The sequence below is a fragment of the Pseudoduganella sp. R-43 genome (assembly GCF_049913255.1).
Taxonomy (GTDB): domain Bacteria; phylum Pseudomonadota; class Gammaproteobacteria; order Burkholderiales; family Burkholderiaceae_D; genus Rugamonas.
Map to the genome: position 1 here is coordinate 5,594,224 of NZ_CP183988.1, position 25,458 is coordinate 5,619,681.

Here is a 25,458-nt window from a genome sequence, read left to right on the forward strand (position 1 = left end):
GGAGAACCATGAGCATCACATACGAAGACGTCGTCGCGGCAGCCGGCCGCATTGAAGGCCACGCTCACCGCACGCCAGTGCTGACCTCCCGCACCGCCAACGAAGAATTGGGCGCGGAGATTTTCTTCAAGGCCGAGAACATGCAGCGCATGGGCGCCTTCAAGTTCCGCGGCGGCTTCAACGCCCTCTCGCGCTTCAACGAGGCGCAGCGCAAGGCTGGCGTGGTAGCCTTCTCGTCCGGCAACCACGCGCAGGCGATTGCGTTGTCGGCGAAGCTGCTGGGCATTCCGGCCACGATCATCATGCCCGAAGACGCCCCGGCATCGAAGATCGCCGCCACGCGCGGCTACGGCGGCAACGTGGTGACGTATGACCGCTACAAGGAAGACCGCGAAGCCATCGGCCGCAAGCTGGCTGAAGAAAAGGGCATGACGCTGATTCCGCCTTACGACCATGCCGACGTGATTGCCGGCCAGGGCACTGCGGCCAAGGAACTGTTCGAGGAAGTGGGCGAGCTTGATTACTTCTTCGTCTGCCTGGGCGGCGGCGGCCTGCTCTCGGGTTCCGCGCTGGCGACGCGCGCACTGTCGCCGAAGTGCAAGCTGTACGGCGTGGAGCCGGAAGCCGGCAACGACGGGCAGCAATCGTTCCGCAGCGGCTCGATCGTGCATATCGATACGCCGAAGACGATCGCCGATGGCGCGCAAACGCAGCACCTCGGCTCGCTGACCTTCCCCATCATCCAGCGCGACGTGGACGACATCCTGACCGTCAGCGATGCGGAACTGGTGGACGCGATGCGCTTCTTCGCCTCGCGCATGAAGATCGTCGTCGAGCCGACCGGCTGCCTGGGCTTCGCGGCAGCACGAAAGATGAGGGAAGAACTGCGCGGCAAGCGCGTGGGTGTGCTGATCAGCGGCGGCAACGTCGACATCGAACGCTTCGCCGCCCTGCTCGCGTAAACTGAAGAGCCCGTGTCACACCGTGGGGTCAGCCCCCAAGGTGTGACACGGGCTCTTCAGTATTATTCGCCGAGGTAGGCGGCCTTGACGCGCGGGTCGTGCAGCATGTCTTCCGCGTTGCCGGTCATGGTGACCGAGCCGGATTCCATGACATAGCCACGGTTGGCCGCTTGCAGCGCCAGCTTGGCGTTCTGTTCCACCAGCAGGATGGTGATGCCCTGCTTGTGCACGTCGCGGATCACTTCGAAGATCTTCTCGACCATGATCGGCGACAGGCCCATTGAAGGCTCGTCCAGCAGCAGCAGGTGCGGATGGCACATCAGCGCGCGCGCCATGGCCAGCATCTGCTGCTCGCCGCCGGACAGGGTGCCGGCCAGCTGCGAAGCACGTTCTTTCAGGCGCGGGAACACGCCGAACCATTTCTCGATATCAGCTGCAATCGCGGCCTTGTCGTTCATGGTGTAGGCGCCCATCATCAGGTTTTCGGTGATGGTCATGCGGGTGAACACGCCACGGCCTTCCGGCACCATCGCCAGCTTTTTCTCCACCAGGTGGAAGGACTGCGAGCCTTTCAGCGACTGGCCCATATAGGCCACGGTGCCCTCCACTTTGCACGGCGGCAGGGTGCCTGTGATCGCCTTCAGCGTGGTGGTCTTGCCGGCGCCATTGGCGCCGATCAGGGTGACCAGTTCGCCTTCGTTGACTTCCAGGTCGATTCCCTTGACTGCCTTGATGCCGCCGTAGGCGACCTTCAGGCCCGAAACTTTCAGTACATTGGCGCCCATCAGTGCGCTCCTCCCAGATAGGCTTCAATCACTGCTTTATTGCTTTGGATTTCGGCGGGCAAGCCTTCGGCAATCAGCTTGCCGTATTCCAGCACGCTGATGCGGTCGCACAGGCCCATCATCAGCTTCACGTCGTGCTCAATCAGGAGCACGGTCTTGCCTTCGTTCTTGATCTTGACCAGCAGTTCGCGCAGCGCCAGTTTCTCGGTCGCGTTCATGCCGGCCGCCGGTTCGTCCAGCGCCAGCAACTGCGGATCGGTCGCCAGTGCACGGGCGATCTCCAGGCGGCGCTGGTCGCCGTATGACAGGTACTTCGAGGTACGGCTGGCAAACTGGCCGATGCCGACGAAGTCCAGCAGCTCCTGGGCGCGTTTGCGGATTGCCGCCTCTTCTTCACGCGCAGCCTTGTGGCGGAAGATGGCGCCGAACACGCCCTGGTGCGAGCGCACGTGGCGCCCCACCATCACGTTTTCCAGCGCGGTCATTTCACCGAACAGGCGGATGTTCTGGAAGGTGCGGGCAATGCCTGCCTTGGCTACCGCGTGCGGAGCGGATGGCGAGTATGGCTTGCCGGCCAGCTCGAAGGTGCCGGTGTCCGGCTGGTACAGGCCGGTGATCACGTTGAAGAACGTGGTCTTGCCGGCGCCGTTGGGACCGATCAGGCCGTAGATCTGGCCCTTGTTGATCTTGATGCGCACGTCGGTCAGCGCCTGCAGGCCGCCGAAGCGCTTGTTGACGCCTTCGATATTCAGGATTACTTGTTCGTTCATCTCTACTAACCTCATGCTGCCATGACGCCGGTCGACTGGCCTTTGGAGTCCGAGTCCGCATCCGGACGCTCTTCATGCTTGGGCGAAGGCCACAGGCCCGCAGGACGGGTCAGCATGATCACCACCATGGCCAAGCCGTACAGCAACTGGCGCAGCACTTCGGATTCGATCAGCACTTTGCCGAACAGTTTCATTTGCAGCGGTTCCACCACATGGCGCAGGATTTCCGGCAGCGCCGCCAGCAGCGCACCGCCCAGCACCACGCCCGGAATATGTCCGATGCCGCCCAGCACCACCATCGCCAGCACCGCGATCGACTCGGTCAGCGAGAACGATTCCGGCGAAACGAAGCCCTGGAAGGAAGCGAACATCGCTCCAGCCACGCCGCCGAAGGTTGCGCCCATCGAAAACGCCAGCAGCTTCACGTTACGCGTATTGATGCCCATTGCCTTTGCCGCGATTTCGTCTTCGCGGATCGCCACCCAGGCACGGCCCAGGCGCGAGTGCTGCAGACGCGAAGTGACAAACACAGTCGCGATAGTCAGCACCAGGAACAGGAAGTAGTAGGCGTTCACCGAAGGCATCGAGAAGCTGCCGATGAACACCGTGGCGCGCGAGCCCTGCTCGCCGGCCAGGTTCACGCCGAACACGCGGATCGGGTCGATCAGGTTGATGCCCTGCGGGCCGTTGGTGATATTGACCGGATCATTCAGGTTGTTCATGAAGATACGGATGATTTCACCGAAGCCCAGCGTCACGATGGCCAGGTAGTCGCCGCGCAGCTTCAGGGTCGGCGCGCCGAGCAGCGCACCGAACAGGCCCGCCAGGGCAGCAGCCATCGGCACGATCACCCATACCGACAGGTGAATGCCGTTGGTGCGGATGTCTTCACCCAACACTGCCGCCAGCGCCTCGCCAACGGCGGGATTCATGTTGATCAACGATTCCAGCACGGTCGCGAACTGCGGCGATGCCAGGAGGCCGGTCATGTAAGCGCCCACCGCGTAGAACGCGATGTAGCCCAGGTCCAGCAGGCCGGCAAAGCCCACCACGATATTCAGGCCCACGGCCAGCATGATGTACAGCAGCGCCAGGTCGGCAATACGCACCCACGAATTACCGAAAGGGGCGGCCGCGAACGGGAAGATGATCAACGCGGCCAACAGCAGCGCCATACTGATGTAGGCCTGCTTTGGATTTTTTTGAATGTTAAAGTTCAGCATAGTCACGTCCCCATCAGGCGCGGTCGGCCACGCGTTCGCCCATGATGCCGGACGGACGCACCGTCAACACCAGGATCAGTACGATGAAGGCGAAGATATCCTGGTAGTGCGAACCCAGGAACCCGCCGGTGAGTTCACCGATATAGCCGGCGCCGAGAGCCTCGATAATGCCCAGCACGATGCCGCCGATCATGGCGCCGTAGATATTGCCGATACCGCCCAGCACCGCAGCGCAGAAAGCCTTCAGTCCAGGCATGAAGCCCATCGCAAACTGGATGGAGGCATAGTTGGCGCCCCACATCACGCCTGCCACGGCAGCCAGTGCCGCGCCGATCGCGAAGGTTGCGACGATGATCTTGTTCGAGTCCACGCCCATCAGGCCGGCCACGCGCGGATTCTCGGCTACGGCGCGCATTGCACGCCCCATCCGGGTGCGCTCCACCAGCATCACCAGGCCGAACATCGAAATGGCAGCCAGCACCAGCAGCAGCACCTGGGTCACCGTGATCACGGCGCCGCCCACCATGATTGGTTCGGTCGGCAGCAGTTGCGGGAATGGCAGCGGGTTGCGGCCCCAGATCATCATGGCGAAAGTCTGGAGCAGGTAGGACACGCCAATGGCGGTGATCAGCGGAGCGAGGCGCGGCGCGTTGCGCAAGCGGCGGTAGGCGATGCGCTCGATCAGGATATTCACGAGCATACATGCCGGAATCGCGCCGATAATGGCGATGCCCAGTTGGACATAGCCTGGCAGGCCAGGCGCATACACGCCCAACAAATTCAGGATGGAGAGGCCGATCATCGCGCCGATCATCAGCACGTCGCCGTGGGCGAAGTTAATCAGGTTCAGCACGCCGTACACCATCGTATAACCGAGGGCGACCAGCGCATACATACTGCCCAGCACCAGGCCGTTAAGAATTTGTTGGATAAAGGTATCCATCGAGTATGCCCTTTAGAACTATAAAAAACGGCACCCAAGGTTTCCCTCGTGGTGCCGCCGTTTGGAAGCGTTCGCCATGATAGCGAGGTTTCCGAAAAACTAATCGTGGAAAATCCGCAATATTCTAAATTAAATTTTATGCGCTGCGTCCTTCAAGCCCTTTTGGTAGCGGGAAAGTCACAGCTTCCTCGACGCCCTCCAGGGTACGCACGCTTTTCGCGCCCAGTTCCTTCAGGCGGTTGATGACCGCATCAACCAGCACTTCCGGCGCCGAAGCACCTGCGGTAACGCCGACGCGCAGCTTGCCTTCCAGCCAGGCCGGATCGATCTGGGCCGCGTTGTCCACCATATAGGCCGGCGTGCCCTTCTTCTCCGCTACTTCGCGCAGGCGGTTCGAATTGGAGCTGTTTGGCGAGCCCACGACAATCACCACTTCCACCTGCGGCGCCATGAATTTCACGGCTTCCTGGCGGTTGGTGGTGGCGTAGCAGATGTCGCCTTTTTTCGGCTCAATAATATTCGGGTATTTTGCCTTGAGGGCTTCGATGATTTGTGCCGTATCATCCACGGAAAGTGTCGTTTGCGACACATAGGCCACCTGGTCCGGATTCTTGACCTGCAGGCCGGCCACATCTTCCACGGTTTCGACCAGGTACATGCCCTCGTCGGTCTGGCCCATGGTGCCTTCGACTTCAGGATGGCCGTCGTGGCCGATCATGATGATCTCGCAGCCCTGCTTGCGCATCTTGGCCACTTCCACGTGCACCTTGGTCACCAGCGGACAGGTGGCATCGAAGATCGACAGGCCGCGCGATTCCGCTTCGGCACGCACGGCTTTCGACACGCCGTGCGCCGAGAACACCAGGGTATTGCCGGCCGGGACATCGTCCAGTTCTTCGATGAAGATGGCGCCCTTGGCGCGCAGGTCTTCCACCACATAGGCGTTGTGCACGATTTCGTGGCGCACGTAGATCGGCGCGCCAAACTGCTGCAGCGCGCGCTCGACGATCTCGATGGCGCGGTCAACGCCGGCGCAGAAGCCGCGCGGCTGGGCGAGGAGGATTTCTTTGTCCATGTTCTTTTACAGCACAGAGATAAGGTTCACTTCAAACTTCACCGGCTGGCCAGCCAGCGGGTGGTTGAAGTCGAAGATGGCAACGTCGTCGCGCAGTTCGCGCAGCACGCCGGCAAAGCGGCCGCCTTTGGGCGCGTTGAAGTCGACCAGGTCGCCAATCTTGTATTCATTGTCCGGATCGGAATTTTCTTCCAGCGTAGCACGGGACACGGCCTGCACCAGGTCCGGGTTGCGCGGGCCGAAGCCTTCGCCCGGCGCCAGTTCGAACACCTTGTGCGTGCCTTCAGGCAGGCCGATCAGCAGCGCTTCCAGGTTAGGCGCCAACTGGCCCTGGCCCAGCATCAACGTGGCAGGGTTGCCTTCGAAGGTGGAAACGATATTGGCGCCATCCAGGGAGGCAAGGCGGTAATGCAGGGTGAGGTAAGCCGAAGCAGTGACAACGTTAGACATGGAAACAACTCTGGTGACGGGCAAACCTCTATTGTAAGCCATCGCGCGGCGCACGGCGCTGCGGCCCGCCCCTAGACCTGCGCAAAACCTGACCCAGCGCAAATTGCCCCCTCCTCCCGCGCCAGATAATGGGCGACGGAGGTGACCATGGCAATTTCCGACTGGCCCGAACAACTGCGCCCGCGCGAGCGATTGTTAAAAGCCGGGCCGCAGGCCCTGTCCGACGCCGAGCTCCTGGCGATCTTCCTGCGGGTCGGCATTCCCGGCAAGGATGCGGTGGCGCTGGCGACCGACCTGCTGGGGCGCTTCGGCTCCCTGCGCGCCCTGATCCACGCCAGCCGCGCCGACTTCACCGCCATGCCGGGCCTGGGCGCCGCCAAGTACGCCCAACTGCAGGCTGTAGTAGAACTGGCACGCCGCGCGATCTCCGAGGAAATGAGTGCCGGCGAAGAGCTTTCCTCGCCGCATGCCGTGAAAGACTTCCTGCGCCTCTCGCTGGCCGGCCAGCCTTATGAATCCTTCCACGTCCTGTTCCTGGACGTCAAAAACCGCCTGATCGAAGCCTGCGAATTGTTTCGCGGCACGCTCACGCATACCAGCGTCTATCCACGCGAGGTGGTGCGGGAAGCGCTGGCCCGCAATGCCGCAGCCGTCATGCTGGCCCATAACCACCCGTCAGGGTCGCCCGCCCCGAGCGAGTCGGACGTGCTGCTGACACGGGCGCTGGTGCAGGCTTTGGCATTGGTGGATATACGGATTCTTGACCACTTTGTCGTTGCCGGGCACCAAGTGCATTCCTTCGCAGAACATGGTCAAATCTAATTGTTAAATTTTGCGTTTTAATGTGACACAATTGTTTTTCGCAAGTGCTTGAAAATCTTGAGAAATTTCCATATACTCTTGTTTTTCCAATTTCGGAAGTAATTCAAGGAGTGTGCCATGGCACGTGTTTGCCAAGTTACTGGGAAGAAGCCGATGGTCGGCAACAATGTTTCCCACGCAAACAACAAAACCAAGCGTCGTTTCCTGCCAAACCTGCAGAACCGTCGTATTTTTGTTGAATCTGAAAACCGCTGGGTCTCCCTGCGTCTGTCTAACGCCGGTCTGCGCGTAATCGACAAGGTCGGCATCGACGCCGTCCTGGCCGACATGCGTGCACGTGGCGAGAAAGTTTAATAGGGAGCTGAATCATGGCAAAAACTGGCCGCGACAAGATCAAGCTGGAATCGACCGCTGGTACTGGTCACTTCTACACCACGACCAAGAACAAGCGCACCATGCCTTCCAAAATGGAAATCATGAAGTTCGATCCTAAAGCACGCAAGCACGTGATGTACAAGGAAACCAAGATCAAGTAATCGATCTTCGGTTCGAACAAAAAACCGCCCCTCGGGGCGGTTTTTTTATGGCTGCAGCAGCTCAGTTAAGCGCTGGCAATTGCGCATTGAGCAATTCGTTCTGCATCTTCAGCATGGCAGCTTCGGCCGCGCGCTTTCCGGACAGTCCGACATCTGCCTTGAATTCGCTGAATGTGGCCTGGCCATTGCCGGTCGCCTTCCTGGTATCGACCAGCTTGCCGTTCTTGTCCTTGATTTCGCATTGCAGGTTGACGGTATAGTCGGTCGGCGGCCAGGTGAAGGCGCTGGACGAATCGGAGCTGACCGTAATGGTCGGCGTGATCAGGTAGCTGATCCCTTTGGCTGCCATGGCCTCGCGATCATCGGCGCTTTTCACCTTGATGGCGCCATCGAACACATTGCTCAGCATCTTGTAGAAGCTGGTCTCCAGGTCGCGGTATGGATAAGAGGTGACCTTGTCGCCGCCGCCGCCCGGAGTCACGACCTCCTGCGCCAGCAAGTCGGCCGGGATAAAGTAGGCCACCTTGGCCTGGCTCTTCGGCTTGGCATCGGCTGGCAAGGCGATCTGATCGAGCTTGGGAGAAATCATTACCGGGTGCGCGCAACCGGTCAGGATCGCGGCCGCCGCCAGCAGGAATGCGAACTTAAGACTTTTCATGGTCCGCTCTCTTTACTTGATGGCTTTGACGAACTCAGGGTCCGCATACAGCGAAGCCAACAGCTTTTGCACGGTATTGTGGTAACCGGTGACTGCGGCTGGGATGGCCGTGGCGCCGATGAAGGACGACTCCCAGGAGTTATCGACCGTCTTCACGCTTTCATAGACGGAGACGCCACCCTTGCTGACAACAAAGCGGGCCGAAATACTTGCGGTACCGGTGCTGAAGCCGGAGGCATCCAGCGCATTCTTTTCGAGTTTGCCGGTCACCAGGGTGTCGGAGCCAACCACCAGCTTGTTGGCCAGGGACAGTTCCTGGCGCAGCGCTTCGGCTACGTAAGCGCCATAATTGCCGCCAACCGGCGAGGACATAGAACTGCCGCGGATCGACAGGGTGACCGGGGTATCCGTGCCGGCTGGCGCACTGAATTCACCGACCTTGGCCTTCACATCGCCCATATTGTTCAGGGTAGCGACGTTGTCCATGGAGGGAGTGTAATTGGGTGCCGTCATGGCGCAACCCGACAATGCAGCAACAGCAACAACCATCAAACCCAGCGAAGCGAAAGATTTCATATTTCCTCAGAGAAGTTGTGAAAATACTTATTATCTCTTTGGTAAATACTCTTTCGCAACATTATTTACTTGTCACAACCACCTTCTGTCTGAAGTTGGAGACGTTTTCCAGCGTGGATCGCTTTCACTTTCCCATCCAGCGTGATGTAGCGGACAGCCAGCTCACGGTCGCCTGTTTCCACCATCAGCCAGTCGGCATGCTGGGGATGCGGCCTGACCGCGTCGCCATAGACCCGCTGCAGCTTGGAAACCGGATCGCCGATCCGCACGCCACGATCGGCGCCAAAACCCCCTGATACGTCGACCCGAACGAGCACTTTCTTCACAAAAGTCACTTCCACTTTCGGGTAACGCTTGGAGCGCGCCACGCGGCATACCTTGTCTTCCGTGATCATCGAGTCCGCTTCCAGGCCGCCAAAGGTCTTGCCCAGGTTTTCATAACGTGCGCCGACCTTGTAGGGACCCAGGCCCTCCGGCTTGATTTGCCAGTTCGCTGCCGCATGCGCACTTCCGGCCAGCATTAACGCCAGCGGCAAAATTAAGCGTTTCAAAACTGCCTCCATAGAATTAATTTCCGAAAGGCAACAGCATACCTGCAAGGCAGGGATCACGCCAACACGAATTGCGCTTCCGTCCGGGGTCTTTGGTTTTCCTCAAAAACAAAACGGCCCCGCAGGGCCGTCTTGTCGCAAGGGTCGATCAGGCTTACGCGTAGCTGCGCAGGCGCATCGAGAATTCCTGCAGGGACTTGATGCCCGACGCCTCCGCACGCTCGCACCAGTCTTGCAGCTTCTGCACCAGCTCATCGCGGGTGAAGTGCGAACGCTCCCACAGCATGCCCAGTTCCACGCGCATATTGTGCATGGTTTCCAGCGCCTTCGAGTGCTGGAACAGTTCCACCAGTTGCTGCTTCTGCGGGGCTTCCAGCTTGCCTGGCTCGCGCTGCAGCAGCTTGCGCGATGACTTCAGGAAGCGCGATTCCAGCTGCGATTTGTCCTTCAGCTGCGCCAGTTCTTCCTTCCAGGCGTGCTTGACGGACTTGGCGTACTTGGCCATCACGTCGTAGCGGTTGGCGATCACGGACTGCAGGGTTTCGAAGTCGGCCTTCACCTTGGCGGTGTCGAACTTGGGCTTCGGCGGCATCTTCTTCACTTTGGCCATGCCGATCATTTCCATGGCGCGGATATAGCCCCAGCCGATGTCGAACTCATACCACTTGGACGACAGCTTGGCCGAAGTCGCATAGGTGTGGTGGTTGTTGTGAAGTTCTTCGCCGCCGATGATGATGCCCCAAGGGATGATGTTGGTCGCGGCATCGGAGCAGTCGTAATTGCGGTAGCCCCACCAGTGGCCGATGCCGTTGATGATGCCGGCTGCAGTCACAGGAATCCACAGCATCTGCACGGCCCACACGGTAATGCCCTTGGCGCCGAACAGGATGAAGTCGATGATCAGCATCAGCGCCACGCCCTGCCAGCTGAAGCGCGAGTACAGGTTCTTCTCGATCCAGTCGTCAGGGGTGCCGTGGCCATACTTCTCCATGGTTTCCTTGTTCTTGGATTCAGCGCGGTACAGCTCGGCGCCTTCCCAGAACACTTTCTTGATGCCCTTGGTGACCGGGCTGTGCGGATCTTCTTCGGTATCGCACTTGGCGTGGTGCTTGCGGTGGATGGCAGCCCATTCCTTGGTCACCTGGCCGGTGGTCAGCCACAGCCAGAAGCGGAAGAAGTGCGAAGGGATCGCGTGCAGTTCCAATGCGCGGTGCGCCTGGTGGCGATGCAGGAAGATCGTCACGCTGGCGATGGTGATGTGGGTCAGGATCAGCGTCACGCCAACCGTCGCCCAGGCACTGAGGCCAGTTACGCCATTGCTGATGAAATCGAGAACTGCGTTTAAATCCATTACAACTCCAAATGAAGGGACTCCGAATAGGCGTCATTGTACGCGCATTCGAGGGTGATTTGAGGAAGGATTTCCCTTGGGCACTGATTATTTTTTAGGCAGACTGCTGCGGCAGAGGGCCCAGCAGGCGAATCTCACGTTGCGGGAACGGTACAGAAATCCCGTTTTCTTTCAAGGACTTCCAGATTGCCCGATTGACATCGGAGGTCACGCCGCCACGCCCGTTTTCCGGATCAGCAATCCAGAAAGCCAGCGCCAGCTCCAGGCCATCCGCCCCGAATGCTTGCAGCATGCCGGACGGCGGCTTGTCCTTCATGACACGCTCGATGCTGAGGGCCGCGTCTTCCATCAGCTTGAGCACGAAGTCCACATCGCTGTCATAGCCAACCGTCACGCGCGTGATGATCACCACGGCCGGATTGGACAGGGAAGAATTCTGCACCGCCCCCGACACCAGCATTTCGTTCGGCACGATGGATTCAACGCCATCGGTCCCCTGCAGCACGGTGTAGCGGGTATTGATCTGGGTGACCTGGCCGGTGTACTTGTCCACCGTGATCACGTTGCCGATGGTCAGGCTGCGGTCCAGCAGGATGATGAAGCCCGACACATAGTTGCTGGCGATCTTCTGCAAACCAAGACCGAGGCCGACACCCAGCGCACCGCCAAACACCGACAGCACGGTCAGGTCGATGCCCACCAGCGACAGGCTGACCAGCACCGCCACCAGGATCAGCACCGCGCGGCCCATGCGCGCGAACACCACGCGCAGGTTGGAATGCATGGTGTGCAGGTTCATCAGCTTCTCTTCGAGCGCCGCGCCAGCCCACATGGCCAACAGCAGCAGCACCACGACCGATACCGCCGCCTGCAGTATGGTGGCGATCGACACCTTGTGCTTGCCGAGCGGGATCAGCGTATCGTCGAGGAAGTCGAAGATGTCCTGGTAAAAGCCGGTGATATACAACACGAAGGCCAGCCACACCAGCAGCTGGAAAGCCTTCTCGAAATTCTGCATCCCCTCGCCTACCACGCCGCCGCGCGAAAACACGCGGCGCAGCAGGTAAAAGCCGAAGCGGATCACCGCGAGCGAGCTGAAAATCGGCAGCGCCAGATTGACCAGATTGGTGTGGAAATGCATCCGGCCCAGCACTTTCTGCGAGGCCCACAGCAGCACCACGATGAGCAAGGGCCCGACGACGCGGCCGAAGCTCTCCAGGCCAAAGCGCGCCACACCGTTGTCCGCAGTACGCGCCTTCATGCCGCGCCACAGGAAGCGCGACAAGGTCCAGCCCAGCAAGACAGACAGCGCGATCGCGCCCACCTGCCACATCAGGCTCGGATCGCGCAGATCCCCCAGCAAATCATCCAGCAATTTCGCTAACGGCATCGTTCGGAATTCTCCTTATGGTCGCTGGGCTGTTACTCTTCGTCGGCCTTGGCAGGCTTGGCCATAGGCTTGCGTTCGAAGACGGCGGCGAAGAAGCCGTCGGTCTGGTGCTTGTGCGGCAGCAGCTTCAGGTAGTCGCCCATCTCGAGGTTGGCGATCTTTTGTTCCGCCAGTACTTTGGACATCGGGACCAGCTCGAAATCCGGATGGGTTTCGATGAACTGCTTGGCGACGGCGTCGTTCTCTTCCTCCAGCAGCGAGCAGGTGGCGTACACCAGGCGGCCACCACCTTTGACCAGGCGCGCGGCGCCGTCCAGGATCGAAACCTGCTTCTCGTGCATCTCGGCGATCGCACCTTCCGGCTGGCGCCACTTCACGTCGGGATTGCGGCGCAGCGTGCCCATGCCGGAGCATGGCGCGTCCACCAGCACGCGGTCGATCTTACCTGCAAGGCGCTTGACCTTCGCGTCCTTTTCGTGCGCGATGGCGACCGGGTGCACATTCGACAGGCCGGAACGCGCCAGGCGCGGTTTGAGCTTGCTCAAACGCTTTTCGGAGACGTCGAAGGCATACAGGCGGCCGGTATTGCGCATCTGCGCGCCCAGGGCCAACGTCTTGCCGCCGGCGCCGGCGCAGAAGTCCACCACCATCTCGCCGCGCTTGGCACCGAGGATCTGGGCCAGCAGCTGGCTGCCTTCGTCCTGCACTTCGATCGCGCCGGACTTGAACAGCGGCAGGTTTTGCAGCGCCGGCTTTTTCTTCAGGCGCAGGCCCAGCGGGGCGAATGGCGTCGGCTCGGCCACGATGGGCGCAGTCGCCAGTTCGGCTACCACGGCATCGCGGTCGGTCTTCATGGCGTTGACGCGCAGGTCCAGCGGCGCCGGGGTGTTCAGCGCGTCGGCCAGAGCCAGGGTTTCGTCTTCGCCGTATTGGGCGACCAGCTTGTCGAACAGCCACTTCGGCATGTTCGCGCGCATCGATTTGTGCAGCAGCGAGCGGTCGATTTCCAGCTGGCGCTTCAGCCATTCGGATTCTTCTTCGCTCAGGCCCGGCAGCGCATCGATGCCGACGGCATCGGCCATGCCCAGCAGCACCAGGCGGCGCATGGTGGCGCCGCCGGCACCGGCTTCGGCGCGGTCGGTGAAGAAGGCTTTGTTACGCAGCACGGCGTACACGGATTCGGCAATGGCGCCGCGCTCGCGGCCGCCCAGCTTCGGGTGCGATTTGAAGAAATGCGACAGGGTGGTGTCGGCCGGCGCGGTGAAGCGCATGATTTCACGCAGCACGTTTTCGGCGCTGGTGAGGACGTATGGTGGCAAACGCATGGTATTCTTTCTCTATTCAGTTGCGGTCAATATCGACCTTGCCATCTTCGACCCTCAATCGGCCTTCAACGAACCAGCGGATAGCACGCGGGTACATGATCCATTCCTGTTCCAGCACGCGCGCCGCCAGCATGTCGGCGGTGTCGCCCGGCAGGACAGGCACGGATACCTGGTCCACCAGCGGACCGTGGTCCAATTCGGCAGTCACGAAGTGCACGGTGGCGCCGTGCGTGGCCGCGCCGGATGCCAGCGCCTGCTCATGCGTGCGCAATCCTGGGAACAGCGGCAGCAGCGATGGGTGGATATTCAGCATGCGGTTTTCGTAGTGGCTGACGAAACCCGGCGTGAGGATGCGCATGAAGCCGGCCAGCACCACCAGGTCGGGGCTGAAGCCGTCGATGACTTCCTGCAGCGCAGCATCGAATGCTTCGCGGCTAGGGTAATCCTTGTTGCTGACTACTGCGGTCGGAATGCCGTGCGAGGCCGCGAATTCGAGGCCCTTGGCGTCCGCCTTATTGCTGATGACGGCGGCAATGCGGGCGGGCCATTGTTCGGCCTTGGCTGCACGGACCACCGCTTCCATATTGCTTCCGCGTCCGGAAATGAGGATGACGATGTTTTTCATGGCCGCCATTGTACCTGCTCGGGCGAGCCAACGCGACATTATGCTGCTGCGCAGCAAACTATGCAAGCGGGGAATTGAACTTACTCGAAAGAGTAGAAGACGCGGAACGGTACTTTCTTTTCTGCCCAGAAATCAGCGGCATCGCGGAATACATCCAGCAGGCACTCGCGTGCTTCGCGGTCGAACTTTTGCGTGTTTGGCAACTGCTCCAGCACGATCAGGAAGCCCGGCTGCGGGCCGGCCTTGTCCATCGTTTCGGTCAGAGTCAGGCGCAGGGCGTCGAAATTCTTGGAATGCGGTTTAGGGATGTGGAAAGACTCGGCAATAATGCCCAGGACTTGCTGTTTGGTCAGGCCGGCATTGCAATGCGCATACAAGAAGTGCTGCCCCAGGCGCGCTGCCTCGTCCTGCAGCTCTGCCACGCGGAAGGCGCGAATAGACTGGACTAGATTAGGCGGCACAGTTATCAACAAACTCATCTTTCCCTCAAATCGACCTATCAAGTACAAGCCGTAGGCGGGTCAATGCGCCGGGGCCGGAGCTTTCGTTTCTCCCTGTCAATCTGATTCCACGCCATAAGGGTAACGTGTTGTACTCTATGAATCAACCCGAAAGTGAGTCCTAACGCAAGTTTTGTTAAAAACTTACCATATTAACCCAAAAGCATGGGGTTACATTTTGTTGCCTTACTTCCCCCAAGGATACAAGCCTTGGCGTTAATATTTAGGCGTGCAATTCCAATTAAACCCAAGCGAACTGCCAAAAAGACAGAAACGAGGTAAACAAAATGAAAGCCAAAACTAAATTGTTTTTCGCAGCCCTGAGCCTCGGCGCCGTTCCGCTGGCGCAGGCCCAAGCAATCGATTTTGAGGATTACGGCCGGGTGACCCGCGTCACGCCTGTGACCGAGCAGATCAACCGTCCGCGCCAGGAATGCCGCACCGAGTACGTCCAGGTGCAGCAGCCGCAGGAACGCGGCGTCGGCGGCAGTATCCTTGGTGGTATCCTGGGCGCGGCAGTCGGTAGCCAGGTCGGCTCCGGCCACGGCAAGACCGCCGCCACCGCTGCCGGCGCGATTGCCGGCGCCGTGATCGGCGACCGCACCCAGAATTCGAACGCCCAGCCGGGCGCCGTGCAGGAGCAGGCCGTCAAGCAGTGCCGCATGGTTGATTCTTTCGAAACCCGCACCACCGGCTATAACGTGGAGTACGATTACCGCGGCCGTAACTACACCAGTTTCATGAGCCACGACCCGGGCCAGCGTATCCGCCTGCGTGTAAATGTTGAACCGATGAATAATTAAGTTCCGGGGCCACCTCTCCTTCCCCGGACTGCCGGCCAGCGATGGCCGGCAGTTTTCATTTGGACGCTTGCTTGTAAGCAAGATAACGCGGGATAATGCCGCCATGCTGATCAAACGTAAATCCATCGAAAAAGAAGAGTCTTCGCGTCCCGCCACGCGAAAACCCAAGTTTGCCCCGGTCACGCTGTCCGAATTGGACGGTGTGCGCTACCTGCATTTCGGCACCGAGTGGGTGCAAGGCGCCATGCGCATCCGCAAGCCGGATTGGCCGGAACTGGAGTACGCTCAACAGATGATGGCCTGGATGCTTTGGAACGATGCGCCGACCCACGTCGCCCAACTGGGCCTGGGCACCGGCGCGCTGACCAAGTTCTGCTACAAGCATTTCCCTGAAGCGCAAGTCACCACGGTGGAACTGAATCCGTCGGTGATCAACATCTGCTATTCCATGTTCAAGCTGCCCGACAATGACGGCCGCCTCAACGTGGTCGAGATGGATGCGATGGATTACGTCACCAACCCGGACAACCACGGCACGCTGGACGCGCTGCAGGTCGACCTTTACGACGCCACTGCGCGCGGCCCGGTGCTCGACACGCCTGAGTTCTACCAGGCTTGCGCCGCCTGCCTGAATGACGATGGCATCATGACCATCAACCTGTTCGGCGACCATCCAAGCTACGCCAAGAACCTGAAGGCGATGAAGTTCGCCTTCCCGCAAGTGGTGTCGCTGCCGGAAGTCCATGACGGGAACGTGGTGGCAATCGCCTTCAAGACTCGCCGCAACATCGACGTGACTGCGCTGGCCGACCGCGCCGCGCAAATCGTCGCCGAAACAAAATTGCCCGCAAAGTCCTGGCTCAAAGGACTCAAAGCCGCACTCGCATAAGGTCACACATGGCAAAAGCGCTCGATCTTCAAGTTATCTTCACCTGGCTGCTGGCTGATGGAATGGTCGAGAAAGCCGAAGTCAAAGGGCTGTACGCGCAGGCCCAAGGCATCCTGCGCAACACGCCGGGCGCCATGCATCCGCTCAGCGCCGTGGCGCACTGCAAGCTGGTATCGGCCAAGAGCGGCAAGCTGCTGACGCTGGACGTGCTGACCGAATGGCTGGCCCAGCGCGCCAAGCTGCCCTTCTACCGCATCGACCCGCTGAAGATCGACTTCACCAAGGTGGCGGACGTGATGTCGGCCAGCTATGCGGCGCGCTTCAACATCCTGCCGGTGGAAATCACGCCGGACACGCTGACCGTGGCCACCGCCGATCCGTTCGCGCTGGAGTGGGAAGGGGAAATCGCCAAGGTCGCGCGCCGCGTCATCAAGCGCGTGATCTCGAACCCGCTCGATATTTCCCAGTACACCTCGCAGTTCTTCTCGCTGGCCAAGTCGATCAAGCACGCCAACAAGAATACTGGCCAGGACATCGCCCTGCGCAACAACTTCGAGCAGCTGGTCGAGCTGGGCAAGATGAACAAGACGGTCGATGCCAACGACCAGCACGTGATCAATATCGTCGACTGGCTGTGGCAGTACGCCTTCGAACAGCGCGCGTCGGACATCCACCTCGAGCCCAAGCGCGAACTCGGCACCATCCGTTTCCGGATCGACGGCGTGCTGCACCAGGTCTACCAGGTGCCGGCGGTGGTGATGATCGCGATGACCGCCCGCATCAAGCTGCTGGGCCGCATGGACGTGATCGAGAAACGCCGCCCACAGGATGGCCGTATCAAGACCCGCACCGCCGGCGGCCAGGAAATCGAATTGCGTTTGTCGACCCTGCCGACCGCCTTCGGCGAAAAGCTGGTCATGCGTATCTTCGACCCGGAAGTGGTGGTGAAGACCTTGCCGGAGCTGGGCTTCCCACCGGAAGACGCCAAGCGCTGGGATTCGCTGACCAACCGTCCGCACGGCATCATCCTCGTCACCGGCCCGACCGGCTCGGGCAAGACCACCACCCTGTACACCACGCTGAAAACGCTGGCGACGCCAGAGGTCAACGTCTGTACCGTGGAAGACCCGATCGAGATGGTCGAAGCCTCGTTCAACCAGATGCAGGTGCAGCCCGGCATCGACCTGACTTTCGCCGACGGCGTGCGCGCCCTGATGCGGCAAGACCCCGACATCATCATGGTCGGCGAGATCCGCGACCTGGAGACTGCGGAGATGGCGATCCAGGCCGCGCTGACCGGCCACCTGGTGCTGTCCACGCTGCACACCAATGATGCGCCATCGGCCGTGATGCGCTTGCTGGAGCTGGGCGTGCCTTACTACATGCTGGAAGCAACGCTGATCGGCATCATGGCGCAGCGCCTGGTGCGCACGCTGTGCGTGGACTGCAAGGAGGAAGGCGGCGAGCTGGCCGACGATCTCTGGCAGGGCCTGAGCGGCGGCTGGGATATCGGCAAGCCGGAAAAGGTATATCGCCCCGTCGGCTGCCCCGAGTGCCGCCAGACCGGCTTCCGCGGCCGCACCGGCATCTACGAGCTGCTCACCACCAGCGAATCGTTCAACACCATGCTGGAAGAAGAAACCGACATCACCGCCCTGCGCAAGCAGGCGGTCGCCGAAGGCATGGTCCCGTTGCGCATTGCCGGCGCTTTCAAGGTGCGCGAAGGCGTGACCACGGCGGAGGAAGTGCTCAAGGTTACCGCCATGGGGTGACGCAAAAAAAAAGGGACTTTGCAAACGCCAAAATCCTCGTATATAATACGGCCTCTTTCGGGTCGTTAGCTCAGTTGGTAGAGCAGCGGACTTTTAATCCGTTGGTCGCAGGTTCGAGCCCCGCACGGCCTACCAGAATGAACAGGAAAGCCTCGTCTTCGGACGAGGCTTTTTTGTTTCTGCTGCCAACTGTAGCAGTCGTTCGACTGATACAGCATGACTCCCATCCCCCCGCCTTGTGTCTTGTTCGCCCTGTGCCGCGATCCTAGACTGTGCCATTCCTTCGTTGCGGATTGCACACCATGATCGACCTCCTGCCCCTGGCGAGCTATTGCCTCGTCATGTCGGCCACGCCTGGGCCAAACAACGTCATGCTCGCCATCACGGGCGCCAATTTCGGCGGTCGCGGCGCATTGCCGGTCATCCTCGGCATCCAGGCCGGCGTTTTCGTGCAAACCATGCTGATGTGCGTGGGGCTGGGAAGCCTCTTCGTCACCTACCCATTGGCGCAACAGGTGCTGCGCGTCGCGGGCTCACTGTATCTCATCTACCTTGCCTGGAAACTCAGCGGAGCTTCGGCGGATGGTGTGCGCGCTTCCAAGGCCGTGTCCTTCACCCAGGCTACCGTCTTCCAGGCGCTTAATCCCAAAAGCTGGCTGAAAGCCATTACCGTGGCATCGGTGTTCATGCCCGCGCAGGACAATGCCTTCGCCAATGCACTGCAGGCGTCGGTCATTGGCATGCTTGTAGGGGCTCCCTGCAATTTCATGTGGGCCCTGTTTGGCATGTCGATCCGGCGCTTGCTCGACGACCCGCGCAAGCAACGCGCATTCAACCTGGCCATGGGTGCGGCCTTGCTGGTCCTGGCCCTGATGTTTTTACGCTAGACTCTCGTCATGTTCGCCATCGACCGCAGCTCTCCCATCCCATTGTCCAAGCAGATTGAGACACAGTTACGGCACATGGTCGAGAGCCGCGCGCTGCCTGGCGGCTCCAAGCTGATGTCGATACGCCAGCTCGCCAGCCAGCTGGCAGTGAGCACGAACACCGTCGTTGTAGCCTATGACCGGCTGGTCGCGGCAGGCGTCATCGATTCGCAAGGCACGGCCGGCTTCTATGTCTGCACCAGGAATGACGAGGGCAAATCGATTCCTGACGAAGCCGCACTGGAAGCGGGCGAGGAGCAAGAGCCGGTCTGGCTGGCGCAGCAGGCAAACGATCAACGCGAAGGTGTATTGCTGGCCAGCAGCGGCGCACTGCCGCCAACCTGGCTGCAAGACGCAGTTCCGGCGGCCGCGATACAAAGGGCATTGGCCCGAAGCAGTGCCGGCATGGCCTCGCGCTGCCCGCCCCAGGGGCTGCCCGAATTGCGCGAACACATAGCGCTGCTGCTACGCGGCATAGGTGTGGACGTTGATGCCGGCCATGTACTCACCACCTTTGGCGGCACCCACGCGATCGACCTGATTTGCCGCAGCTTTCTACAGCCCGGCGACACCGTACTGGTCGAAGATCCCGGCTTCTTCCTGATGTTTGGCAGGCTGCGCCAAGAAGGGATACGCCTGGTCCCGATCAAGCGCCGTCCCGATGGCCTCGACCTGGACGAGCTGGAAGCGGCGTGCCGCGAACATCGACCGCGCATCCTGTTCGTGCAGACCGCCTTGCATAACCCCACCGGCTGGAGCAGCAGCGCCGCCAACCTGCATAAGGTATTGATGCTGGCGCAACAGCATGGCTTCCTGATTGCCGAAGACGACGTGCATGGCTATTTCCAGCAATCTCCAGGCACTCGGCTGGCTGCCCTGTCCGGGCTCGATGGGGTGATCTACTATTCGAGCTTCTGCAAGGCGCTGAGCCCTGCCTTGCGCATGGGCTACCTTGCTGCAACGCCCGCCCTGCTCAAGGTACTGATGCGCACCAAGATTCACTCCATCCTGACGACGCCTGCCTTGAACGAATATGTGCTGCTGGAAGTGCTTAGGGCGGGTAACCTGCGCAAGCACCTGGAGCGCTTGCAGCGCAAAATCATGGCGGCACGTAACGCCAGCTCGCGCCAGCTCAGCGCAGCCGGCGTGCAGTTCGAGCAGCCGGGCGACGCCGGCATTTTCCTGTGGGGCACCATGCCAGAAGGCCTGGACGTGGACCTGCTGGCGCAGGACGCATACCGCAACAAGATCCTGCTCATGCGCGGCGCCGCCTTCTCGCCCAGTGACACACCGGACCGGCACATTCGCTTCAACGTGGCCTTCAGCCAGCATCCGCGCCTTAGCCAGTACCTGCAAGAGCGGCTGGAGGCGGTCGCCGGTGCACGTTCAAGCCTCGACCGGATGCACGCGAAGAAGCCGGCCTAGCGGAAGCGCTTCGGCTGGCGGCGGCGGTTGGCGGCGTTCTGGTCCTGCAGGATGCCGTCAACCCTTTCGGAGGCGGAACGCGAGAGCTCCAGCGCCTGCGCCACGTCGGGGAAGAATTCAGGCAGGCGGTAGCCCAGCCAGGCGTAGGCCGAATAGAGGCGGCAGGCATCTTCCGCCTCCTGCAGGTTCATCCACTGCAGCGGGTTCTGCTCCGGATGCAGGTGGGTCACGCGCTGGCGCGACAACGATACGCACCAGTGTTCCCAAGCTTTCTGCAGCGTGACCACGTTGGAGGAAATCGGTACCAGCGACAGGGTGAACTTGTCCGCCACCGACAGCGGTAAGGTATCCAGCCATTCGGCGCGTTCGAACTGCTCCTCGGTGATGCGCGGGAAGAAGAAACCATCCGGCACGTCGATATTGTGAACGAAGCGCTTGAGCAAGCGCGCCAGCGAATCCTCGCCGGTGACGGCAGCGATACGGTGCAGGTGCTCCAGCGTCGGCGCCACGGCGAAACCTGTGGCTTTCAGCGGCGGCAATTTTTCCTTCAACAGCGAGCGCATCACGCCGTGCGTCTCGTCGTCGTAGCCCGCCACGTGGCCTTCCTCGTGCACGCCGTAGCGCCCTGCCCTGCCCGCGATCTGGCGCGCCAGGGCCGCGGGAATTTCCTCTTCCTCGTAGCCGTTGTACTTGACGGTGGTAGTCATCACCACGCGCTGGATCGGCAGGTTCAGGCCCATGGCAATCGCGTCCGTGCCCACTACCACGTCGGCATGGCCATCCCGGAAGCGCTGCGCCTGCGCGCGCCGCACTTCGGGCGACAGGTTGCCGTACACTGTGGCGACTGACAGGCCGGCTTCGGTCACCATGTCTCGCCACATCAGCACTTCGCGGCGCGAGAAGGCGATCACGGCGTCACCCTTGCGCAGCCCTTTGAGCTTGCGCACGGCGGAGGGCTCCATCGACAGCGGCGCCTTGCGCTTCAGGATATGGACTTCGATCGGGCATTCCAGCCGCTCAGCCAGCGCTTCCACTGCGCGCCGCGCTTCGGCCGCGCCCACCAGGTAGACCGTGCGCGCCGGCGCGCCGCACACCGCGGCAGTCCAGGCCGCGCCGCGGTCGCGGTCGGACAGCATCTGGATCTCATCAATCACGGCCACCTCGACTTGCGTGCGCGTGTCCAGCATTTCCACCGTGCTGGCGACATGGGTTGCGCCTTCTTCGATACGGCGCTCTTCGCCGGTCACCAGGCTGACCTTCAGGTCCGGGTCGGAAGCTTGCAAGCGCTCGTAGTTCTCCAGCGCCAGCAGGCGCAGTGGCGCCAGATAAACGCCGCTGCGCGCTTTCGCCAACGCTTCCATCGCCTTGTGGGTCTTGCCGGAATTGGTCGGCCCCAGCAGCGCGATGAATTTGCGCGGCAGGCGGCGTGCGACTTCGAAGGTATCGGGGTATTCGGCCAGGTTGATGCTCTGGCGCGTGCGTTCAGCGTGGCGTTCTTCGCGATGGCGCTCCACCGCATGCTCCAGGCGCTGGCGGATGCGATCGAAGACGATGCCGGCCGGCTCGGAGGTCTGCATGTCTTCCAGCGCATGCAGGAAATCCATCGGCCGCATGCCGTAATCGTCGCATTCCTCGCGCAGCTCGGCGGCGAAGGCGACCACGTCGGCATGCAGGGCGGCTTGCGCAGCCTCGCTGCCGCGTTCCAGCAACAGGGCCGCGCGCCCCTCGCGCTCGAGCTTGCGCCATTTGGATGGCTTGGCCAGCACGCCTTGCTGCGGCACCAGGTCGTAGGGAATGTGCAGGCCGTCCAGCTCCACAGAACCTGTGAAACGCAGGAATACGCGGCCTTCCTGCTTTGCCAGTTCGATGCCGCGGGCTGCAAGGCCCAGCTCAGTCACCAACTGTTCGTCGTCGTCAAAATCTGTCATGGCGAGACGATTATAGCGAATGGCGCCGCGCGGCTAGTTCCAGATACGGTAGACCCAGTAGGTTTCGTCTTCCAGCCCGCGCCGCAGGATCTCGGACGGGCTAAGCCCGCTGATCTCGCGCGCTTCACGGCTCATGTGGGACTGGTCGGAATAACCGCCCAGTTGCGCCATGTCGCCCAGCGAGACCCTGCCTTTCAGTGCGGCGTCGCGCGCTGCGATGAAGGTCTGCTCGGCGCGATACGCGCGGCGCAGGCGGCGCAATGGTTGGCCCGCCCATTCGCGGATACGGCGCTCGGCCATGCGCACGCTGCGGCCAATGCCGGCAGCGGCAGCCTGCCCTTCCAGGCGGCGCACCCAATCGCCCACTGCGCCATCGAAGTTACTGCCATGGCGCGCGGCGCGCCAGCGCGGCTCAAGGAAATCCTCCAGCAAGGCGACGCGCGTTTCGTCGTCGCGCGCGGCAAGCATTTGCGCCGCCAGCTGCTGCCATTCGGCGTCGAGCATCACATCGAGCGGCTGGAACTGGTCGACGATGGTGCTCATGTCGATCCCCGTCAGGCGGTGCAGCGCTTCGGGGAAAAAAAGCACGGTCATGAAATGCGTGGGGCCCGGGTTGGCGGACACCGTGGGACCGGTCCACGCACCCGACAGCAGCACGCCGCCCTCCTGACACTTCTCCGCCATCGGCGGCTCCACCATCTGGGACTCGCCCACCAGTTGCAGGAACAGCACCGGAAAACCTGTCGCCGGATAACGGTTGAGGCGCTGCTCGTCGGGCAACTCGCAGCCGACCGTATTGCGCACGACGATCGCACGCAGGCAGGAGGCGAGCGAACGGCGCGGCACGATGAATTTACTAATTGGCAACATGCACAGCATTGTAGCGCGATGTCGCAAATGTTCAAGACCGGACCGCACGGTCGACGCATACTGGCAGCATGAATACGACAACCGCCCCCACTCGCGGCGCTTTGCGCCAACTCTCCGACCTGCCCGGCCCAAGGGGCCTGCCCTTCCTCGGCAATATCTTGCAACTGCGGCCGCGCAAGGTGCATGCCGATGTCGAAGTCCTGGCGCAGCAATATGGTTCGCTGTTCCGCATGAGCATTGGCCGCTCGCAGGCGCTGGTCGTTGCCGATGCTGCGCTGGTCAATGGCATATTGCGCGACCGGCCCGACGGCTTCCGGCGGCCCGACGTCACCGCCCAGGTGTCGGATGAGATGGGCGGCGAGCGCGGTGTCTTCCTTGCCGAAGGTGCGGCCTGGCGCAACCAGCGCAAGATGGTGATGCAGGCGTTCGCACCGCATGCGATCAAGGCCTATTTCCCCCTGCTGGCGCGCGTCGGCGCACGGCTGCAGGCACGCTGGGCGCAGGCAGCGCAGGAAGGTCGCCCTATCGCCCTGAATGCGGACCTGAAGCGCTACACGGTGGACGTGATCGCCGGCCTGGCGTTCGGCGAAGAGGTCAACACCATCGAGCATGGCGATGACGTCGTGCAGCAGCAACTGGAGCTGATCATGGAAGGTACCGCGCGCCGTTCCCTGCTGCCGGTCCCGTACTGGCGCTACGTGAAGCTGCCCTACGACCGAAAGCTGGAGGCGGCAGTCCTTGCCATGCGCGAAGCGACCAATGGCTTCATCGCCAAGGCACGCCAGCGCATGCAGGACGATCCTTCCCGCGCCGAGAAGCCGCAGAACATGCTGGAAGCGATGCTGGCCGCAGCGGACCAGGAAGGCAGCGGCATCGACCACGCCGCAGTAGTCGGGAATGTCAGCACCATGTTGCTGGCGGGCGAAGACACGACATCCAGCGCCCTGTCCTGGCTGATCTGGCTCCTGTCTCGCCACCCGGCGGCGCTACAACGCGCGCAGGAAGAAGTGCGGCGCGTTGCACCCGATCCGGCAGGCTTCAGCATCGAGCAGATGGACCAGCTGGAATACATCGACGCCTGCGCGCACGAGGCCATGCGCCTCAAGCCGCCGGCGCCCTTCATTCCATTGCAGGCCAACCGCGACTTCGTGGTGGGCGATGTGCAGGTGCCGAAGGACAGCGTGGTGTGGTGCGTGCTGCGGCACGACAGCGTGGCGGAAGCGAAGCTGTGCAATGCAGCCGCTTTCGATCCGCAGCGCTGGCTGGATGGCAGCAATGCGCGCCAGCTTGCAATGCCCTTCGGTTCAGGCCCTCGCCTCTGTCCGGGACGCTACCTGTCGCTGTTGGAAATCAAGGTGGCCATGGCTTGCCTGCTGGGGCGCTTCGAGCTGCTTTCCGTCGAAGGAGACAGCGAGGAATACCACGGCTTTGTCATGTCGCCAGGCGCTTTGACGATGCGGCTTTCACCAATAGCTGGATAGTCAGCGCGAAAACAAAGGCGCAGAAGAAGGATGCCGCCACCGGCTGCGCGCGCAGCAGCAGCGAGATCGCGACGCAAAATGCGGCGAAGGCAAAGTAGCCAAGCATGGTGCCGCGCAGCAGTTGCACCGCGCTGTTGCGGCCTGCCTGTACGTGGGTGAAGCCCGTCAGCACCGTGCCCATGACCGGGAACATGGCCAGGAAGCCGCTCAGGCGTGGCCCCAGCCCTGCGGCCGCCGCGCTGACCGACATCACCAGCACTGCACCCGCCAGCATCCGCCACGGCAAGTCGCCGCCACGCCGCGCCGGCACCGCACTCGCGGCAGCGGATGGCGTAGCCGGCGTCGCGGGGAACAAGCGAGGCGCGACAAGCAGCGCGACCACAACAGCCGCAGCTGCAAACGGCAACGCCAGGTGCAGCGACTGCAGTCCCGCCACCGCCAGCGCCCATGTACTCAACGCAACCGGCATGGCGCCGGCAACGCCCATCCGGCCGGAGGCCCACGCGTACGCGAGGCTGAAGGCAATCATTGCCAGCACGGCCATCAGGGTCCCTTCCGCCGCTGTCGCGGCAAACCCGGCGCCTTGCTCCAGCGAGATCGCCAGCAGTATCGGCCCCGCGACGATCGGAAAAGCCGAAAGCCAGCCGGCAACGCCGGGTCCCCAGCGCCGGCCGGCCAGCGTGACTGCATAGATCAATGAGGGGACGAGGAAGAGTTTCAGGGCGAGGATGGAATTCATGGGGCGCGAGTCTAGCACGCTCGCCCTTTGTAACGACTAAGTAACAGCACGTTGACACAGGAGCCTCGATTCCGCACTATCCT

Annotated in this window: 27 protein-coding genes and 1 tRNA gene; 11 read left to right on the plus strand and 17 right to left on the minus strand. The window is 61.5% G+C overall.

Annotation, left to right across the window (positions count from 1 at the left end; translation table 11 throughout):
• Window positions 1-8 precede the first annotated feature (8 nt).
• A complete protein-coding gene (locus ACN9M3_RS25495; RefSeq protein WP_426163965.1) occupies window positions 9-962 on the plus strand; it encodes a threo-3-hydroxy-L-aspartate ammonia-lyase in 954 nt (317 codons plus the stop codon).
• Window positions 963-1,024: 62 nt separating this feature from the next.
• Here the strand turns inward: ACN9M3_RS25495 and ACN9M3_RS25500 are convergent, their stop codons facing one another.
• The 6 genes from ACN9M3_RS25500 to ACN9M3_RS25525 all read right to left on the minus strand — a co-directional run bounded on the left by ACN9M3_RS25500 (window position 1,025) and on the right by ACN9M3_RS25525 (window position 6,208).
• Window positions 1,025-1,747, minus strand: a complete 723-nt coding sequence (locus ACN9M3_RS25500) for an ABC transporter ATP-binding protein (protein ID WP_426163967.1) — start codon at window positions 1,745-1,747, stop codon at window positions 1,025-1,027.
• Complete coding sequence (locus ACN9M3_RS25505; protein ID WP_426163969.1) at window positions 1,747-2,517, minus strand: ABC transporter ATP-binding protein; 771 nt, start codon at window positions 2,515-2,517, stop codon at window positions 1,747-1,749. The genes ACN9M3_RS25500 and ACN9M3_RS25505 overlap by 1 nt, the downstream gene beginning before the upstream one ends.
• A gap of 11 nt (window positions 2,518-2,528) precedes the next feature.
• Window positions 2,529-3,692: an ABC transporter permease subunit gene (locus tag ACN9M3_RS25510; protein WP_426319014.1), complete on the minus strand. Its 1,164-nt coding sequence runs from the start codon at window positions 3,690-3,692 to the stop codon at window positions 2,529-2,531.
• 61 nt (window positions 3,693-3,753) lie between these two features.
• Entirely contained in the window at window positions 3,754-4,683 is a 930-nt protein-coding gene (locus ACN9M3_RS25515) for a branched-chain amino acid ABC transporter permease (RefSeq protein ID WP_426163973.1), read from the minus strand.
• A gap of 136 nt (window positions 4,684-4,819) precedes the next feature.
• Window positions 4,820-5,758 carry a 4-hydroxy-3-methylbut-2-enyl diphosphate reductase gene (ispH, locus tag ACN9M3_RS25520; RefSeq protein ID WP_426163976.1) on the minus strand — a complete coding sequence of 313 codons (939 nt, stop codon included), beginning with the start codon at window positions 5,756-5,758 and terminating at the stop codon, window positions 4,820-4,822.
• 6 nt (window positions 5,759-5,764) lie between these two features.
• Window positions 5,765-6,208, minus strand: a complete 444-nt coding sequence (locus ACN9M3_RS25525) for an FKBP-type peptidyl-prolyl cis-trans isomerase (protein WP_426163978.1) — start codon at window positions 6,206-6,208, stop codon at window positions 5,765-5,767.
• A gap of 147 nt (window positions 6,209-6,355) precedes the next feature.
• Between ACN9M3_RS25525 and radC the strand changes: the two genes are divergently transcribed.
• From radC to rpmG, 3 genes are all read left to right on the plus strand, one after another.
• Complete coding sequence (radC, locus tag ACN9M3_RS25530; RefSeq protein WP_426163980.1) at window positions 6,356-7,030, plus strand: RadC family protein; 675 nt, start codon at window positions 6,356-6,358, stop codon at window positions 7,028-7,030.
• Window positions 7,031-7,147: 117 nt separating this feature from the next.
• Complete coding sequence (rpmB, locus tag ACN9M3_RS25535; protein ID WP_008451488.1) at window positions 7,148-7,384, plus strand: 50S ribosomal protein L28; 237 nt, start codon at window positions 7,148-7,150, stop codon at window positions 7,382-7,384.
• An 11-nt stretch (window positions 7,385-7,395) separates the two neighbouring features.
• The gene (gene rpmG, locus ACN9M3_RS25540) at window positions 7,396-7,566 is read left to right on the plus strand and encodes a 50S ribosomal protein L33 (RefSeq protein WP_028101815.1); all 171 of its coding nucleotides are present in this window, start codon (window positions 7,396-7,398) and stop codon (window positions 7,564-7,566) included.
• A gap of 61 nt (window positions 7,567-7,627) precedes the next feature.
• On the opposite strand, the gene ACN9M3_RS25545 is transcribed toward rpmG, so the two are convergent.
• The 8 genes from ACN9M3_RS25545 to ACN9M3_RS25580 form a co-directional block, all read right to left on the minus strand.
• The gene (locus tag ACN9M3_RS25545) at window positions 7,628-8,224 is read right to left on the minus strand and encodes a hypothetical protein (protein WP_426319015.1); all 597 of its coding nucleotides are present in this window, start codon (window positions 8,222-8,224) and stop codon (window positions 7,628-7,630) included.
• A gap of 12 nt (window positions 8,225-8,236) precedes the next feature.
• Complete coding sequence (locus tag ACN9M3_RS25550; RefSeq protein ID WP_426163987.1) at window positions 8,237-8,800, minus strand: hypothetical protein; 564 nt, start codon at window positions 8,798-8,800, stop codon at window positions 8,237-8,239.
• 65 nt (window positions 8,801-8,865) lie between these two features.
• Complete coding sequence (locus tag ACN9M3_RS25555) at window positions 8,866-9,351, minus strand: hypothetical protein (RefSeq protein ID WP_426163989.1); 486 nt, start codon at window positions 9,349-9,351, stop codon at window positions 8,866-8,868.
• 154 nt (window positions 9,352-9,505) lie between these two features.
• Window positions 9,506-10,702 (minus strand): DesA family fatty acid desaturase, encoded by a 1,197-nt coding sequence (locus ACN9M3_RS25560; protein WP_426319016.1) that lies wholly within the window; start codon window positions 10,700-10,702, stop codon window positions 9,506-9,508.
• A gap of 94 nt (window positions 10,703-10,796) precedes the next feature.
• Complete coding sequence (locus ACN9M3_RS25565; protein WP_426163994.1) at window positions 10,797-12,092, minus strand: mechanosensitive ion channel family protein; 1,296 nt, start codon at window positions 12,090-12,092, stop codon at window positions 10,797-10,799.
• 32 nt (window positions 12,093-12,124) lie between these two features.
• Complete coding sequence (locus ACN9M3_RS25570) at window positions 12,125-13,417, minus strand: RsmB/NOP family class I SAM-dependent RNA methyltransferase (protein ID WP_426319017.1); 1,293 nt, start codon at window positions 13,415-13,417, stop codon at window positions 12,125-12,127.
• A gap of 16 nt (window positions 13,418-13,433) precedes the next feature.
• Complete coding sequence (gene purN / locus ACN9M3_RS25575; protein WP_426323854.1) at window positions 13,434-14,042, minus strand: phosphoribosylglycinamide formyltransferase; 609 nt, start codon at window positions 14,040-14,042, stop codon at window positions 13,434-13,436.
• Window positions 14,043-14,122: 80 nt separating this feature from the next.
• Window positions 14,123-14,521 carry a barstar family protein gene (locus ACN9M3_RS25580; RefSeq protein ID WP_426163998.1) on the minus strand — a complete coding sequence of 133 codons (399 nt, stop codon included), beginning with the start codon at window positions 14,519-14,521 and terminating at the stop codon, window positions 14,123-14,125.
• Between the two features lie 308 nt (window positions 14,522-14,829).
• Here ACN9M3_RS25580 and ACN9M3_RS25585 point away from each other — a divergent pair, with 308 nt between their 5' ends.
• From ACN9M3_RS25585 to ACN9M3_RS25610, 6 genes are all read left to right on the plus strand, one after another.
• Complete coding sequence (locus ACN9M3_RS25585) at window positions 14,830-15,345, plus strand: glycine zipper 2TM domain-containing protein (RefSeq protein WP_426164000.1); 516 nt, start codon at window positions 14,830-14,832, stop codon at window positions 15,343-15,345.
• A gap of 103 nt (window positions 15,346-15,448) precedes the next feature.
• Window positions 15,449-16,234, plus strand: coding sequence for a spermidine synthase (locus ACN9M3_RS25590; protein WP_426319018.1), 786 nt, complete (start codon window positions 15,449-15,451; stop codon window positions 16,232-16,234).
• Between the two features lie 8 nt (window positions 16,235-16,242).
• Window positions 16,243-18,006 carry a GspE/PulE family protein gene (locus ACN9M3_RS25595; protein ID WP_426164004.1) on the plus strand — a complete coding sequence of 588 codons (1,764 nt, stop codon included), beginning with the start codon at window positions 16,243-16,245 and terminating at the stop codon, window positions 18,004-18,006.
• Between the two features lie 59 nt (window positions 18,007-18,065).
• Window positions 18,066-18,141, plus strand: a tRNA-Lys gene (locus ACN9M3_RS25600).
• 167 nt (window positions 18,142-18,308) lie between these two features.
• Window positions 18,309-18,893, plus strand: coding sequence for a LysE family translocator (locus ACN9M3_RS25605; RefSeq protein WP_426319019.1), 585 nt, complete (start codon window positions 18,309-18,311; stop codon window positions 18,891-18,893).
• A 9-nt stretch (window positions 18,894-18,902) separates the two neighbouring features.
• A complete protein-coding gene (locus ACN9M3_RS25610; protein ID WP_426319020.1) occupies window positions 18,903-20,357 on the plus strand; it encodes a PLP-dependent aminotransferase family protein in 1,455 nt (484 codons plus the stop codon).
• Here ACN9M3_RS25610 and ACN9M3_RS25615 read toward each other — a convergent pair.
• The gene (locus tag ACN9M3_RS25615) at window positions 20,354-22,285 is read right to left on the minus strand and encodes a helicase-related protein (RefSeq protein WP_426319021.1); all 1,932 of its coding nucleotides are present in this window, start codon (window positions 22,283-22,285) and stop codon (window positions 20,354-20,356) included. The two genes, ACN9M3_RS25610 and ACN9M3_RS25615, sit on opposite strands and share 4 nt — an antisense overlap.
• A gap of 33 nt (window positions 22,286-22,318) precedes the next feature.
• A complete protein-coding gene (locus tag ACN9M3_RS25620; RefSeq protein WP_426319022.1) occupies window positions 22,319-23,155 on the minus strand; it encodes a helix-turn-helix domain-containing protein in 837 nt (278 codons plus the stop codon).
• 68 nt (window positions 23,156-23,223) lie between these two features.
• Here ACN9M3_RS25620 and ACN9M3_RS25625 point away from each other — a divergent pair, with 68 nt between their 5' ends.
• Window positions 23,224-24,636, plus strand: coding sequence for a cytochrome P450 (locus tag ACN9M3_RS25625; protein ID WP_426319023.1), 1,413 nt, complete (start codon window positions 23,224-23,226; stop codon window positions 24,634-24,636).
• Here the strand turns inward: ACN9M3_RS25625 and ACN9M3_RS25630 are convergent.
• A complete protein-coding gene (locus ACN9M3_RS25630) occupies window positions 24,587-25,375 on the minus strand; it encodes a hypothetical protein (protein WP_426319024.1) in 789 nt (262 codons plus the stop codon). The genes ACN9M3_RS25625 and ACN9M3_RS25630 overlap by 50 nt on opposite strands.
• Window positions 25,376-25,458 lie beyond the last annotated feature (83 nt).